We start from the raw sequence: 14,999 nt of genomic DNA on the forward strand, positions 1-14,999 counted from the left end.
CGCTCCGGGGTCCCCTCGCTACGGGCCTGCTCCCGGGAGTACGCGCTGCAGGCCCCATCCATGGGGCCTCAGCGCTTGACGGGCATCCATGCCCGTCACCTCCCTCCGCAGTCCCTTCGCTCGGCCTCCTGAAGTCGCAATCGGCGGCGCCTGAACTACCGTGCACTTAGAAGCAAAAGCAAAAGCAAAAGCAAAAGCAAAAGCAACGGCAGCGGCAGCGGCAACGCCGATTCCAATCAGCGGTCCTTGAACTGCGCCTCGCGCTTGGCAATGAACGCAGCCATCCCCTCTTTCTGGTCTTCGGTAGCAAACGCCGCATGGAACACCCGCCGCTCGAAGCGTACACCCTCGCTAAGGGTGACTTCGAACGCACGGTTGACGCTCTCCTTGACCATCATGCTCACCGGAATCGACTTGCTGGCAATGGTCGCAGCCACCTTCAGCGCCTCTTCCACCAGCTCCGCCTGCGGCACGATACGCGCCACCAGGCCAGCACGCTCAGCTTCCTCAGCCCCCATCAGACGACCAGTCAGGCACAGTTCCATGGCCTTGGCCTTGCCCACCGCACGGGTCAGGCGCTGGGTGCCGCCCATGCCCGGCAGCACGCCAAGGTTGATTTCCGGCTGGCCGAACCTGGCATTGTCCGCCGCCAGGATGAAGTCACACATCATCGCCAGCTCGCAGCCGCCGCCCAGGGCAAAACCGGACACCGCGGCAATGATCGGCTTGCGCCGGTTGGCAATGCGGTCGGAATCGCTGAACAGGTCGTCTACGTAGATTTGCGGGTATTGCAGCTCGGCCATTTCCTTGATGTCGGCACCAGCGGCAAAGGCCTTGGCGGAACCGGTCAGCACCACGCAGCCGATGTTCGGATCGCGCTCGAGCTGGTCCAGAGCCTGGTTGATCTCGCCGACGATCTGCGCGTTCAGCGCGTTCAGCGCCTGCGGGCGGTTGAGGGTGATCAGGCCGACCTTGCCGTGGATGTCCAACAGGATGGTTTCGAATGCCATGCAGTCTGCTCCTTCAAAGATTGCGCGCAATGACCATGCGCTGAATGTCGCTGGTGCCTTCGTAGATCTGGCAAACCCGAACGTCGCGGTAGATCCGCTCCAGCGGGAAGTCACTCAGATAGCCATAACCGCCCAGGGTCTGCAAGGCATCCGAACAGACCTTTTCGGCCATTTCCGAGGCAAACAGCTTGGCCATCGACGCTTCCACCAGCGCCGGGCGCCCGGCATCGCGCAGCGCGGCGGCGTGCAGCACCATCTGCCGGGCCACGGCAATCTTGGTCGCCATATCGGCCAGGCGGAAGGCCACCGCCTGGTGCTCGATCAGCGCCTTGCCAAAGCTCTGCCGCTCGTTGGCGTAGTCGCGCGCCACTTCGAACGCCGCGCGGGCCATGCCCACCGCCTGCGAGGCGATGCCGATGCGGCCGCCTTCGAGGTTGGCCAGGGCGATCTTGTAGCCCTCGCCTTCGGCACCCAGGCGGTTGGCCACCGGCACGCGCACATTGTCGAAAACGATCTGGCAGGTATCGGAGGCGTGCTGGCCGAGCTTGTCCTCGACCCGCGCCACCTGGTAGCCCGGCGAATCGGTGGGCACGATGAAGGCACTGATGCCGCGCTTGCCGGCGTCCGGGTCGGTCACGGCGAACACGATCACCACCCCGGCGTTCTGCCCGGAGGTGATGAACTGCTTGCTGCCATTGAGCACGTAGTGGTCGCCGTCCAGACGTGCACGGGTCTTCAGGCTGCTGGCGTCGGAGCCGGCCTGCGGTTCGGTCAGGGCGAAGGCGCCGAGCATCGCACCGCTGGCCAACGGGGTAAGGAACTGCTCCTTCTGCTGCTCGCTGCCAAAACGCAGGATCGGCACACAGCCCACCGAGTTGTGCACGCTCATGATGGTCGAGCAGGCGCCGTCACCGGCGGCGATTTCCTCCAGGGCCATGGCATAGGCCACGTAGCCGGTGTCGCTGCCGCCCCACTGCTCCGGCACCAGCATGCCGAACAGGCCCAGCTCGGCCATCTCCTCGATGGCCTCCTTGGGGAAGCGGTGTTCCTTGTCCCATTGCTCGGCAAACGGCTTCAGGCGCTCCTGGGCAAAGGCGCGTACCGCGTCGGCGATCTGTTGTTGCTCGTCAGTTACCAGCATGGTTCACCTCAGTACAGGCATTCGACAGCCATGGCCGTGGCCTCGCCACCGCCGATGCAGATGGCCGCCACGCCACGGCGCAGGTTGTTCTGGCGCAGGGCCGACAGCAGGGTCACCAGAATGCGCGCGCCGGAAGCGCCGATCGGGTGGCCGAGGGCGCAGGCGCCGCCATGGATATTGACCTTGTCGTGCGGCAGGTCGAGGTGCTTCATGGCCGCCAGGGTGACCACGGCGAAAGCCTCGTTGATCTCGAACAGGTCGACCTCGGCCAGGTTCCAGCCAGTGCGTTTCATCAGTTTGTCGATGGCACCGATCGGCGCGGTCGGGAACAGTGCCGGGGTGTCGGCAAAGGCGGCGTGGCCGTGGATCACCGCCAGCGGCTTGAGGCCGCGCTTGTCGGCTTCGGAGCGGCGCATCAGCACCAGCGCCGCAGCGCCGTCGGAAATCGAGCTGGAGTTGGCGGCGGTCACCGTGCCGCCTTCGCGGAAGGCCGGCTTGAGCTGCGGGATCTTGTCCAGGCGGGCCTTGGGCGGTTGTTCGTCGTCCTTGATGACGCGCTTCTCCTTGCCCTCGGTGACCTCGACCGGCACGATCTCGGCAGCAAAGCGACCGCTCTTGATAGCGTCCTGGGCGCGGGTCAGCGAGGCGATGGCGAACTGGTCCTGGGCCTCGCGGCTGAAGGCATTGGCCTGGGCGCAGTCTTCGGCAAAGGTGCCCATCAGGCGGCCCTTGTCGTAGGCGTCTTCCAGGCCGTCCATGAACATGTGGTCGATGATCCTGCCGTGGCCCATGCGGTAGCCGCCCCGGGCCTTGTCCAGCAGGTACGGTGCGTTGGTCATGCTTTCCATGCCACCGGCCACCACCACATCGGCGGTGCCGGCCAGCAGAAGGTCATGGGCCATGATCGCCGCCTGCATGCCCGAACCGCACATCTTGTTCAGGGTGGTGCAGGTGGTGTGCTTGTCCAGCCCGGCGCCCAGCGCGGCCTGGCGCGCCGGTGCCTGGCCCTGGCCTGCCGGCAGCACGCAGCCGAACAGCACCTGCTCGACACTGGTGGCATCGATGCCGGCGCGCTCGACGGCACCACGGATGGCGGCGCTGCCCAGCTGCGGCGCTGTCAGGCTCTTGAGGTCGCCCTGCAAGCCACCCATGGGCGTGCGCACGGCGCTGACGATAACGATCGGATCATTGGCGAGGGTCATGTTCGCTCTCCTTACTTGGCAGCCATGCGCAGTGCACCGTCGAGGCGGATCACCTCGCCGTTGAGCATGCTGTTCTCGATGATGTGGCGGGCCAGCGCGGCGTACTCCTGCGGGCGACCCAGGCGCGGTGGGAATGGCACGCCAGCGGCCAGCGAGGCGCGTACTTCCTCGGTCATGCCGGCCATCATCGGCGTTTCGAAGATGCCCGGGGCAATGGTCATCACACGGATGCCGAAGCGCGCCAGTTCGCGGGCGGTCGGCAGGGTCAGGCTGGCGATGGCGCCCTTGGAAGCAGCGTAGGCTGCCTGGCCGATCTGGCCGTCATAGGCGGCGATGGAGGCGGTGTTGATGATCACCCCGCGCTCGCCCCCCTCATCGGCAGCCCCTTCGGCCATGGCCGCGGCGGCCAGGCGCAGCAGGTTGAAGCTGCCGATCAGGTTGACGTTGATGACCTTGGCAAAGCTGGCAAGGCCATGCGGGCCCTGCTTGCCCAGCACTTTCTCGGCGCCGACGATGCCGGCGCAGTTGACCAGCCCGTGCAGGCTGCCAAAGGCGCTGACGGCCGCATCGACCGCCGCCTGGGCGGCCTGCTCGTCGCTGATGTCGGCCACCGCGAAACGGGCGTTTTCGCCCAGTTCGCGGGCCTTGGCTTCGACGGCCTGGGCATTGAGGTCGACCAGCATGACCTTGGCGCCGGCCTCGACCAGCATCTGCGCGGTGGCAGCACCCAGCCCGGAGGCGGCGCCGCTGACGATGAAGTGTTTGTTGGCTATTTGCATGATCGGTTTCCTTTCAGGCGCTGGCAGGGGTGGCCTGTTGCGCTTGTTGTTTGGCGACTTCCTGGTTGCGCAGGATGAAGCGTTGCAGCTTGCCGCTCGGGGTCTTGGGCAGCTCGCTGACGAATTCGATTTCCCTTGGGTAGGCATGGGCGTACAGGCGCTGGCGCACGTGCTGGCGCAAAGCCTCTTCAAGCTCGGCGCTGCCCTGGTAACCGCTGGCCAATACCACGAAGGCCTTGATCAGCTCGGTGCGCTCCGGGTCCGGTTTGCCGATCACCGCCGCTTCGATCACCGCCGGGTGCTCGATCAGTGCGCTTTCCACGTCGAACGGGCCGACCCGGTAGCCGGAGGTGGTGATCACATCGTCGCTGCGGCCGACGAAGCTGATGCTGCCATCCTGGTTCAGCTCGACGGTGTCGCCGCTGAGGTAGTACTTGCCGACGAAGGCTTTGGTCGGCAGGCCGTGGTAGCCCGCGAACCAGCACAGCGGCGACTGCTCGCGGTCGACCGCGAGGATGCCCGGCTGGCCGGCGGGCAGTTCGTTGCCCTGCTCGTCCAGCACCACGATGCGGTGGCCGGGGATGGCAAAGCCGGCCGAGCCGAGGTGTACCGGGTGCTGCAGGCCATGGTGGTTGCACAGCACCATGCCCAGTTCGGTCTGCCCATAGTGGTCGTGGATGGTCACGCCCAGTTCGTCGGCGAACCAGCGGATCACTTCCGGGTTGAGCGGTTCGCCGGCACTGCTGACCACCCGCAGGCGGCCCTTGATCGGTGCCGAGAAGTCATCCCCGGCGGCAATCAGCAGGCGGTACGCGGTGGGCGAGCCGGCCAGGTTGGTGATGCCCAGCTTGTCGATCACCCGTGCGCAGCTTTCAACACTGAACGGGCCATCGTAGAAGGTGGTGGCATGGCCCAGCGACAGCGGGCCGGTGACCGCGTAATACAGGCCATAGGCCCAGCCCGGGTCGGCCAGGTTCCAGAAGTTGTCCTCGGGGCGCAGGTCGATGGCATCGCGCATGTAGCCCTGGAACGCGACGATGGCACGCAGCGGCACTTCCAGCGGTTTGGCCGGGCCGGTGGTGCCGGAGGTGAACATCAGCAGGAACGGGTCGTTGCCCGAGCGCATGACCGGCTCGCATTTGTCTGCGGCATTGTCCAGGCACTGCTGGAAGTCCAGCTCACCATTGGGGGCATTGACGGTGATGATGGTCGGGCAGGCGTGCACATCGTCCAGCTTGGCGCGGTTGTGGCTGTCGGTGACGACCACGCGGGCGTGGGACTGCTCCAGGCGATGTTCGATGGCCTTGGGGCCGAACGCGGTGAACAAGGGCTGGTACACCGCACCGAGACGCCAGGTGGCGAGGATGGTGACCAGCAGTTCGGGGGTGCGCGGCATCAGGCCGGCGACCCGGTCACCCGCACCCACGCCTTGCGCTTGGAGCACATTGGCGAAACGGGCAGCCAGTGTTTGCAACTGATCGAAGCTCAACCGCGCACTCTTGCCCTCGCGGTCTTCCCAGACCAGTGCGGTCTTGCCCTCACCGGCATGGCGGTCGCAACATTCGACACAGGCATTGAGGGCTTCGAGGTTGCCATGCAGCGCCGCAGCAGCAGCCTGGCCATGGTCGAACGCACGAGCGGCCTCGGTGTAATCGCGCATCGTCGGACTCCTGGTTTCTTGTTTTTGGAGTTGAACCATCGGTCCGACGATGTTCGCGCCGCGCTGGCGTTGCGGCAATGGCCTAAGTTGTCAAACTGGATGACCGGTTTGGCCGGTGGCCATCAACCCGGTGCGCGCTCCAGGCTGATCACGTAGTGCTCGGTCAGTTGCAGTTGCAACTCCAGCCGATCGGCCTGCAGCTGCGCATCCAGAGCCTGTTCCTGGTTCAGATACTGTGCTTCACCCAGTTCATCGCGCCTTACCGCGAGTGCCGCCCGCTGCTCCGCAGCGAGTTGCTCAAGGTCATTGAACGGCCGGGCGAAGCGCTGTTGCAAAAAGCGCTGCCAGAATGCGCGCGTGCACAGGTTTGCGACTACATCAACGAGAAGGTTCGCCCTTTCCACGGCCGCCTCTGCCGCCTGCAGCCGATGCTCGCTCAACCCTACGGCGGCGGCCCTGAGGCGCATTCTGGCAGGCTGGAACGGCAACCTGAGCCTGGTGCGCAAGCGTACCCTGTAGCGCATTGCCAACGTCGCCAGTACCGCGGGCTCGGCGAAGCCTTCAAGGTTTTGCCGCTCGGCTTCGACATACTCGTCAAGGCGGTCCAGACGGTGCAAGGCGCGCCCCAACGCCAGCAACTTCGAGCCTCGGGATTGCGCACCATCGCCTGCCGCGCCGCGCTCGGCATGCAGACGCAGCAGTCGGCTGAACAGGTCGATGGCACCGTTGTCATCCTTTACCGCACCGGCTGCCGCCAGTTGCACCTGGCGAGCGAATTCGGCGTCTGTCTCCATCATCGACAAACACTGCCAGCCCATGCGCAACAGATAAGCCTTGGGCCAGCTGTAGTCCGCCAGGCCTTGCAGAAGCTCCAGCAGATCGAACAGGCGGGCATTTTCGTCTCGGGTGCTCAGCCGGTCCCAAAGCTCACCACGCCCATGGCTGGCGGAGTCGGAACCGACCCACCAGGCTCGGCCGATCTCTTCCTCCGGGTCCTCCAGCAGCGGCTCCAAGGCATAGAGCTTGCCGTAATCGGCCATGCTCAGGCGGTTGCCATCGACCAGGATGCGCTGGCGAAACTCCAGCGGCATGGCCAGCACGCCGTCAGGAACACCCCGCAGGAAATTGTCACGCAGGTCGGCTCGTTGCAGGAAGCCACACAGCTCGAGCCCTCTGGGCCACTCGCTGAGCCCGCAGCGGCACAAATTCAGCTCGATCAGATGAGGCAGGTGATGGAAGCGCATTTCGTACACTCCCAGCGGGCTGTTGTAGCTCAGGTCGAGGTGACTGAGCAGCGGCAACCCGTTCAATGCATCGATGGCATGGGCATCCAGGCGAATGCGGTTATGCCCCAGGTGCAACCGGCGCAGGTTGGTCAGGTAGCCAAGCCCGCGCGGGCAGCGCAACAGCTGGTTGTGGCTCAGGTCCAGTTCCTGCAGGTAGGTGAATGCCCGCAGAAACTCCTCGTTCACCACCCCGATGTTCGTCTCGCTCAGTACCAGGGTGGTGACGTGATAGAAATCGATAGGCGCAGGCATGACCGGCAACGAATCGGTTGGCAAGTCATTCAGGACCAGGCGCAGCCCCTGGCGCTTGCCGTCACTGTCGACCACCACATCGTCACCAAGCGCCTGCCAGGCACGCAGCAATCGTTCGGCGAACAGCTGGCGTCGCGCCCGCAAAGTGTCACTCAGCGCAGCCGACACCCAACCATTGAGCGCGCGGTTCAACTGCTCAAAATCGTCCTGCAGCGCCAGGAGCGCATCGGCGACCGACACATTCTGCAGCAGCCAGCGGTCAACTTGCGTTTCCAGCGAATCGCCCAGCCCCGGGAAGAATCGCCTCAGGCCGGCCCGCAGTTGTTCCCTGGGTGTGGTGGGCAGTGCCGCGCGCCCGCTGAGCAGGTAACCGACGCGGCCATCGGCAAGGCGCTGCCCAGGGTTGAACCAGCGCTCCGTCGACGCCCAGCCCAGCATGCGGGCGATTTCCTCATGGGTACCCAGGTGCGCCATGAGTTTCTCGCGCAAGCCCTCGGCATTGGCGTTCTCGGCCAGGCCCAAACGGCCCAGCAGGTTGCGCGATTCGAGTGCGGCCAGCACAGCCTGGAAGATGCACGAGGAAGCAGGTGGCTGCATCGCGAGTTTTCGGCCCTGCCCGTCATACAGGGCAAAGACCCCTTGCTCACGCACCAGCACCCGCTGCTCGGCCGCATCGCCAACCGAACCGATGCGTTTCAACGCCACGGCATCCGCAGCAGCATTGCTCAACGCCAGCCTGAACGCATCAATGGCCTCGACATTCAGCAATGCCAACACCAGCTTGCCCGTTTCGTCGCTATATGCGCTCGGCAGATAAAACCCTGCCAACGCCCTGCTCACCTTCGCCAGCGAGCACAACGACCTGGCCTGGGTGGCCAGGCTTTGCGGCAACTTTCCACCACTGACGAACAGCTGGCGAGCGTCGTGACTTGCTCCGTCGGCCAAATCGCGCGCATAGGGCTCAGGCAGCCCCAGCGCCATCAGCGGCTTGAGCAAAGGCTCCGCCGATTCGGGCAGGCGTGTCAGCCGTGCGAACAGCAGGTCGCTCGACCTTGGCCGATCCGCAAGCACTGCGGCACGCCCTTTTACGCTGCCCGGTCGGGCCTCGCACCAGGCCAGCAGCTGCAAGTCCTGATCGGAGACAGTGTCGCGTTCCAGGTGGCTGAAGAACGTGTCGATCCGGGCATCGGCATCGAATGCCCTGAGGGTTTCCCGCAAGGTGGCGGGCGTTCGCCGGTTTTCCACCAGCAGGCCGCGCAGTTCGTCCTCATCGATGCCGGCCATGCGCAAGATCCGCTGCGCCTGCTGGCTATCAAAAGGTTGATCGCGCGGCCAAAGGGTATCGAGCATTTTCGCAGGGTCGCGCCAACGCTGGGGCTCATCGTGCATCAGGCGCCAGCTGCGTTCGCCATTGTGCAGCACGACCGGGCCGTACGCCTCTTCGCGCCCGGGGTGGCGCAGACGCCAGGGGCCATCGGGGTCAGGCCGATGAACTTCGTAGAAGACCCCGTCGGCCTTCATCCAGCGGCGCTCGCCATCGGCATAGGCCCCGTCCGCACCCAAGGTGATCGTTTCAGGGGTCGAGGCAAAGGCTGCCAGATCTCGGGACCACAAACGCCCCGCCCCATTGGCGAGCCTTACCGGCTCCAGCGCCGCGACGAACGCGCTGCGCACGAAGGTGACGCCCGCCACCGTCGCGGCGGTGCCCGCCAGTATCTCGGCAACGCCCAGCATGTGCTCCAGCGCCTCGTGCTGATGGCCTCGCAACCAGTCCTGCGTGCCCTCGAAAACCTCCGAGAGGGTGTGGGCCACCAGTTGCCCGAGCAGCAAGCCGCCCACCACAGGAATGAACAGCCCCGCGAGGTTGAGCACATCGAGGCCGGCGGCCTTCCACGCCTCATGCCGCTCACGCAATGCGGCTTCATCGGCATCGGCGGTTGGCACCAGCAACAGGCGGCCATCCTGCTTCACCCGCTTTGTCTGCTGTGCAGCCAGCGCCTGGAAAATGTCATGCTGTGGCACGCTGCCATCGAGCTCCAGGTCCGGCTGGTCATCCTTCAGGCGGGCCTGCAGCTTGTGCATGAACCCGGCACGCTGATCCAGGCCGATCAACTGGCTGAACGCCTGGCGATAGGGTTCATGGCGCAGCTCGGCCACCAACGCGCTATTGATCGAGGCGTGGCTGTCGAAGTGCCGCAACGCCTGTACCGGGTCGCTGGGCAGGTAGAGCACGCCGCCCTGCGTTTGCCCATGCGTGTCGCGAAGTTGAATCCACACACCATCCGCCACTGGGCAACCGAGGGCTTCGAGCAGGCCCGGGTGGCCCGTGAGGCTGGCGGATCGCCGATCCGCGGGTTTATCCACCAGGGCGTGCAATGCCTCCTTGACCGGCTCGGTGATCTCGCCTTTCAGCGCGGCAACCTGCACGGCCAGGCGCAGCCCGGAGCGTTTGTCTTCACACAAGATGCGCTGTGCCGCGGCATCGAATGTGCGGTCCAGCTCCTGCTGGTACAGGCGCCCGGCATCGAGCTTGCGGCACGCCTCGACCAGTTCATCGGTGCCTCGCGAAAGTACCCGTTCCTGCCCCGGCGCGACCAACCCGGTTCCCAGGTAGAAATCGTTGCTGGCGGCAAAGTTGCGCATCAGGCGGAGCAAGCCGTTTTCACGCCGTTGCCCGTAAGTGGGAAATTGCGGCTCAGCGCCGAGCGTGGACGAAAAACGATGGGAAACCTCCAGCCACTCCAACTGCCAGAACGCTACGTCGCCCGGCAGCGGCTCGCGCAACAAACTGGCGAATTGCCGTTCGGCGAACTGCTGTGGTGACGGCAGCGCCAGGGTGATCCCGCGCAACCGGGCCTGGGTGGCATGATGGGCTTCCAGGTTTTCGCGCAAGGTGCGTATCTGGCTTTGCGTGGCCTGTTTGAGCCAGGCAGGCAACCGGTCACCGATGAAACCGTCGTGCAAGTGGCTGGAAGACGCAGAGGCGGGCTGTGGTGCGTGTGGTTCGCGGGTCATGGCAGGTCCCTGGATGGCTGTCGAAAGCCACGCATGGTGTGCAACCTGCCGGCGCTTGCGCAGAGGGAACCCCTGCGGTAGAAGCTGGGCGGCACACTGCGTGCCGCCCGTGAAGCGCCGTCACTTTGCCTCTGGCACCATGAACGCTTCGTGCGTGAGGCGCTGGGCAAGGCCGGCCAGGGCCTGCTCGCGCTCATCGCGCAGGGCGTTGCTCAGGTTCCAGTACTCGTCACTGGTCAAGGTCTCCCTTTGCTCGTCCAGAGTTTCCAGTCGCAGGGAGAATTGCGTTTCAAGGGTTTCGAAGTCGTCCGCATGTTCTGCCCGCAGTACCGGCAACCAGAAATCACGCTCGCTGATGAACACGACCCGTTGCTCGCCCGCCTCCACCTCCAGCACTTCCTTGAAGGCCTCCTCCAGTTGCAGCGGCGACACGTTGGCCAGCCTGCCAAACTGCATGTGGCGAGGTTGGCCCAACAGGTCCAGGCGCTGGGCCAAGCCGCTGAGGTAGGCAAGATTGACCTCCACCTCCTCCTCATCGTGGTTCCCGAGGCTCCAACGTCCATCCTGGTAGCGGGCGTCGATTTCGCGCCGGGCGATTTTCTCTACCCAGTGCACGCGAAACAGCCGCTTGGCCAACTGCAGGCGTGCCGCGCGGGTCGAAATCGGGTCGCCGCCGCGGGTGGCCTGCTCGACATGCATGCGCACCTCAAGGCGGCTGAACACGGTGGAAACGCTGTCCACACAGGTGGTGGGCTCCGCTGCCAGGTCAAACAGGGCCATGCGCGTGGCGGTATCGGCATGGGCGGCATCCAGCATTGCCCATACCCTGAACCCGAGTTCGGCCGGCGCCTTGCTGAATTCGGCCGTGCTCGTCAGTTGCCTGAGCAGTTCGAAGAAAGCCAGGCTGCCGGGCTCGGCATTCAGCGCATCCCATTTCCCTTGCTGCTCCTGCCGCGCCGCTGGGTCCAGGGTCTGCAGCCATTGTTCCCGAGCCGGGGCGTGTCGTTGCGGGCGGGGCGTGGCCAGCAGGCGTTCGGCGGCATAAAGGCGATCGAGATCCTGCACTGGCAGCGCATTGCCCTCCAGGTGCATGGCACGGCGCAACTGCAACGGGGCCTGAAACAAGGCTGCCGGTAACTCGGCTATCTGGTTGTTGCGAAGATCGGCGAACACCAACAGGCCACACCACTCCAGGCCCCGGGGCAGCGCCGTCATCTGCACCCGGTTCAAACGCAGGATCCGCAAGCTGGGCAGCCGCTCGAACTGTAGCCTGATGTCGCCGAGCGGGTTGTCACTCAGGTCCAGCGAACGCAAGAGCGCCAGGCCGGTCAGCACATTGGCCTGCGGCTCCGAGATACGAATACGGTTGCGCGGCATCAGCAACTGGCGCAAGGCGGTCAACCGCTCCAGCCCCGCAGGTAGCGTGCGCAAGGCGTTGTCGCTCATGTCCAGGCACAGCAGATTGGGGAAGCAGGCGAGGAACCCCGACGGGATGGCGTCCAGACCGAGCGCCGACAGGGTCAATTCCGAAACGTGCGAGAAGTCCGTCCCGACCGGCAACACGGGCAGGCTGCCCACCGGTACGGCGACGATGCTCAGGCTGAGCATTGCATCGTTGCCGATAGCCCCGACGGCGCGGTCGCTGCGCATCTGCCAGGCACGCCGCAACGAATCTGCAACACGTCGGCGTGCGCGACTGGCGCTGCCCGCCACCTCTTCAACCCAGGCCAGCAAGCTGTCATCCAGGCGGCGGTATTCCTGCTCGACGCGCAGCAGGTTCTCGAACAACCCCCCGCGTATGTCCAACAGGCTCTGGACATAGCGATCGACGCCGACATCCCCGATACCGGGATACAACGCGCGCACCCGCTGCCGCACCACGCGCTCCGGCGAGCCGATGCACGACTGGCAGCCACCCAGTGGATAGCCCGCTCGGCCATCGGCCAAACGCTGCATGGGCGATGCCATGGGCCTTGCCTCCCGCCAGCCGAGCAGGCGCAGCAGGGCCTGCCGGTCACCGGGTAGCCAGGCCTGCATCTGCTCGCGGATTCTGGTCGGCGCATCGGCGCCATTCCACCCCTGTCGCACCCGGTATTCCACCGGCAGGCAAGCGGCCAGCACCTCGAACAGCCCCTCGGGGGCGGCGACCTCGCGCTCATCCGGCAAGCCTCTGTCGTTGTAGAGCTGGAAGCGCCCCTCCCGCCTGACCAGCACCACGGCCTGCTCAAGGTCGGTCTCGGCGAACAGCCGCTCCATCGCTGCCCCGGCATACGGGTCACGGCGCAATACCAGGTTGAACCTGGCAGCGCTGGGGCCATGCCGACGCAGCAGGGCAAAGGCCAGCGCCACCACTTCCGGCCGGTAACTGCCTTGCAGGTACAACGCTTCGCGCATGCGGGTCAGGCGCGCCAGTTGCAGGGCCACCCGCGCCTGTTCAGCCAACGCCAGCGGCAGGCGGGACTCTGCCTGCATGCGCAAGCGCACAGCCTCGGTAGCCTGCTCGAGCACATCGAGGGCATAGGCGTCTGGCAGCGTCGGGAAGTCGCGCTGGATCAAGCCCAGCAGCGGGTCGTCGGCCAGGTCAAGCCTGGAGAAATGCTCGAGCATCGCCTCACGCAACTCGCTTGCCGCGTCACGGATCGACAGCACCTGTTCTTCGACGGTTTCACCCTGCAGTTGCAACCGTTCGATGCACCATTGCCACAGTTCGGTAGCGGTATCAGCCTCCCCCGCTTCCAGCCGGCTGAAAAAGGCCTGCGCGCGTGCGTCCACGGCAAAGCGCTGCAAGGTATCGCGCAGCTGCACCGGCAACCCTCGCCGTTCCACCAGCAGACCACGCAGGTAGGCCTCGTCGACATCCGCGACCTTCAGCACCTGTTCCACCCGCACGGCGTCCATCGCGGTCGCCGCCGGCCAAAGCCGCCCGAGCAACAGTGCGGCGCCCTGCCATTCCAGTGGCCGCTCGTAAGCCAGCCGCCAGCCACGCGCAGAGCAACGTTCCAGCACCGGCCCGAACGCCGCGTCACCTTCGGCATGCAGCAAGCGCCAAGCGCCATTGGCGGTTTGCCTTACCCGATACAAGGCACCATTCGACCGCCACCAATGGCGCTCACCCTCGGCGAGCAAGCCGTTGTCGAGCTCCGTCAGCTGAACGGGTGGAGTAGTTTCCTGGTAAGGCGCCAGCTCATTGCGCCACAGCCGTTGCCGGCCATCTTCGGTGATGACCGGCTCCAGGGTTTCGACGAATGCGCTGCGGGCCAGGTGGGCACCGACAACCACCGCACCGGTGGTTGCCACGCTGAAGGCCACCTGAAGCATATGCGTCAAGGCCTCATGCTGATGGCCCAACTGCCAGTCACGCACGCCCTCGAAGGTCTCGATCAACAGTTGCCTGGCCAGGTCCGCCACCAGCAAAGCCCCGATGACCGGCACGAACAGGCCCGCCAGGTTGAGCAATACCAGGCCGGCGCCTTTGAGCTCGTCCATGCGCTGCTCCGCAGCCGCGTCATCGGCCTGGGCGGTGGGCACCGCAAGGAAACGTGCATCGGCCTTGATTCGCTGCATGTGCCAGGCGGCCATCGACGCAAAACCGTCCCCCGCTTCCAACACCCTGCGGGGTTCCAGGTCAGGCTGTGCATCCTGCAAGCGGGTAGCCAAAGCCTGCTCGCAAGTGGCGCGATCACCCAAGGCAATGCGCCGCACGAATGCCTGCCGATAGTCCTGGTTGCCCATCGCCGTGGCCAGGACGCGGTTCGCCTCATCCCAATTGGTGAACGCGCGCAGGGGTTGCGCCTGATCGTCAGGGGTATACAGGATCACTCTTTTCAAGCGCCCAGGTACCCCGAAGGGAAACGTGGACTGGTGGCGGGGCTGCTCGATCAACTCAACGGCCAGCGCGCCATCCACCCGGCAGCCAAGGACTTGCAGAGCACCGATCTCCAGCTGCACCGGCCCCTTGATCACGGCGGGTTCAACCTTGCACGCGATACGCAGCACTAGCAGGTCTTCCGGATCCAGCTGCTGCTTGATGGCCGCGATCTCGACCGCCACGGCCAGTTCCAGGCGCCGGTCGGTGGTCAGGGCTTTTTCAAAGTCAGGGGTCAATACCTGCGCCAGGTGCCGCTGGTAGGCGCTGCCGACATCCACCTGGCGGCACAGGCTGACAATCCGGTCGATGTCTGCGCTCACCACCTGCTCGTCCTGGTGGGCTGCCGGAAGGGTCAAGGCGGTGCCGAGGAAGAAGGACTCGTTGGCCTTGAAGTTCTGCAACAGCTTTTGCAAGGCCGGCATGCGCACGAAGTACGGTTGATAATCAGGGATCAAGCCGGTTCTCACATCCAGCCGTGCGCGTGTTTCGCGCCACACCAGTTTGTCCAGGTCGACCTGCAGCTTCAGCTGGCTGTCCTGGCGCAAGGCAGGCTCGAACAGTTGCTTGGCGAAACGGTCCAGAGGCTGCAGACGGTCGGCGAACCCTGCCATCTTCCGCTGGCTCGCCAGATAGGCGTTGAAACGCAATTGCAGCCTGGCAAGCTGCTTGGGCTTGGCCGCCTTCAGCCAGGCGGGCAAGCTTTGCGCGATGAAATCTTCGGCGGGGTGAAGCAACTTGGGGTGCAAGGCAGGTTGAGACATCGTCGATTTCCTGGTCAGTGATCGA

The 14,999-nt window shown here is 65.2% G+C and carries 7 protein-coding genes; all 7 read right to left on the reverse strand.

Annotated elements, in window-relative coordinates:
* Nucleotides 1–236: 236 nt before the first annotated feature.
* Nucleotides 237–1,010, reverse strand: coding sequence for an enoyl-CoA hydratase (locus CAG44_RS22215; RefSeq protein WP_013971834.1), 774 nt, complete (start codon nucleotides 1,008–1,010; stop codon nucleotides 237–239).
* 13 nt (nucleotides 1,011–1,023) lie between these two features.
* Entirely contained in the window at nucleotides 1,024–2,151 is a 1,128-nt protein-coding gene (locus CAG44_RS22220; protein WP_025338375.1) for an acyl-CoA dehydrogenase, read from the reverse strand.
* Nucleotides 2,152–2,159: 8 nt separating this feature from the next.
* The gene (locus CAG44_RS22225) at nucleotides 2,160–3,353 is read right to left on the reverse strand and encodes an acetyl-CoA C-acyltransferase (RefSeq protein ID WP_085593209.1); all 1,194 of its coding nucleotides are present in this window, start codon (nucleotides 3,351–3,353) and stop codon (nucleotides 2,160–2,162) included.
* An 11-nt stretch (nucleotides 3,354–3,364) separates the two neighbouring features.
* Entirely contained in the window at nucleotides 3,365–4,132 is a 768-nt protein-coding gene (locus CAG44_RS22230; protein ID WP_013971831.1) for an SDR family NAD(P)-dependent oxidoreductase, read from the reverse strand.
* Nucleotides 4,133–4,145: 13 nt separating this feature from the next.
* Entirely contained in the window at nucleotides 4,146–5,792 is a 1,647-nt protein-coding gene (locus CAG44_RS22235; RefSeq protein ID WP_085693003.1) for an acyl-CoA synthetase, read from the reverse strand.
* 122 nt (nucleotides 5,793–5,914) lie between these two features.
* Nucleotides 5,915–10,345 carry a dermonecrotic toxin domain-containing protein gene (locus CAG44_RS22240; protein ID WP_085693004.1) on the reverse strand — a complete coding sequence of 1,477 codons (4,431 nt, stop codon included), beginning with the start codon at nucleotides 10,343–10,345 and terminating at the stop codon, nucleotides 5,915–5,917.
* Between the two features lie 120 nt (nucleotides 10,346–10,465).
* Nucleotides 10,466–14,974 carry an NEL-type E3 ubiquitin ligase domain-containing protein gene (locus tag CAG44_RS22245; RefSeq protein ID WP_085693005.1) on the reverse strand — a complete coding sequence of 1,503 codons (4,509 nt, stop codon included), beginning with the start codon at nucleotides 14,972–14,974 and terminating at the stop codon, nucleotides 10,466–10,468.
* Nucleotides 14,975–14,999: the final 25 nt, after the last annotated feature.

The sequence above is a fragment of the Pseudomonas sp. B13(2017) genome (genome assembly GCF_002113245.1).
In the GTDB taxonomy this organism is placed as follows: Bacteria; Pseudomonadota; Gammaproteobacteria; order Pseudomonadales; family Pseudomonadaceae; genus Aquipseudomonas; species Aquipseudomonas putida_Z.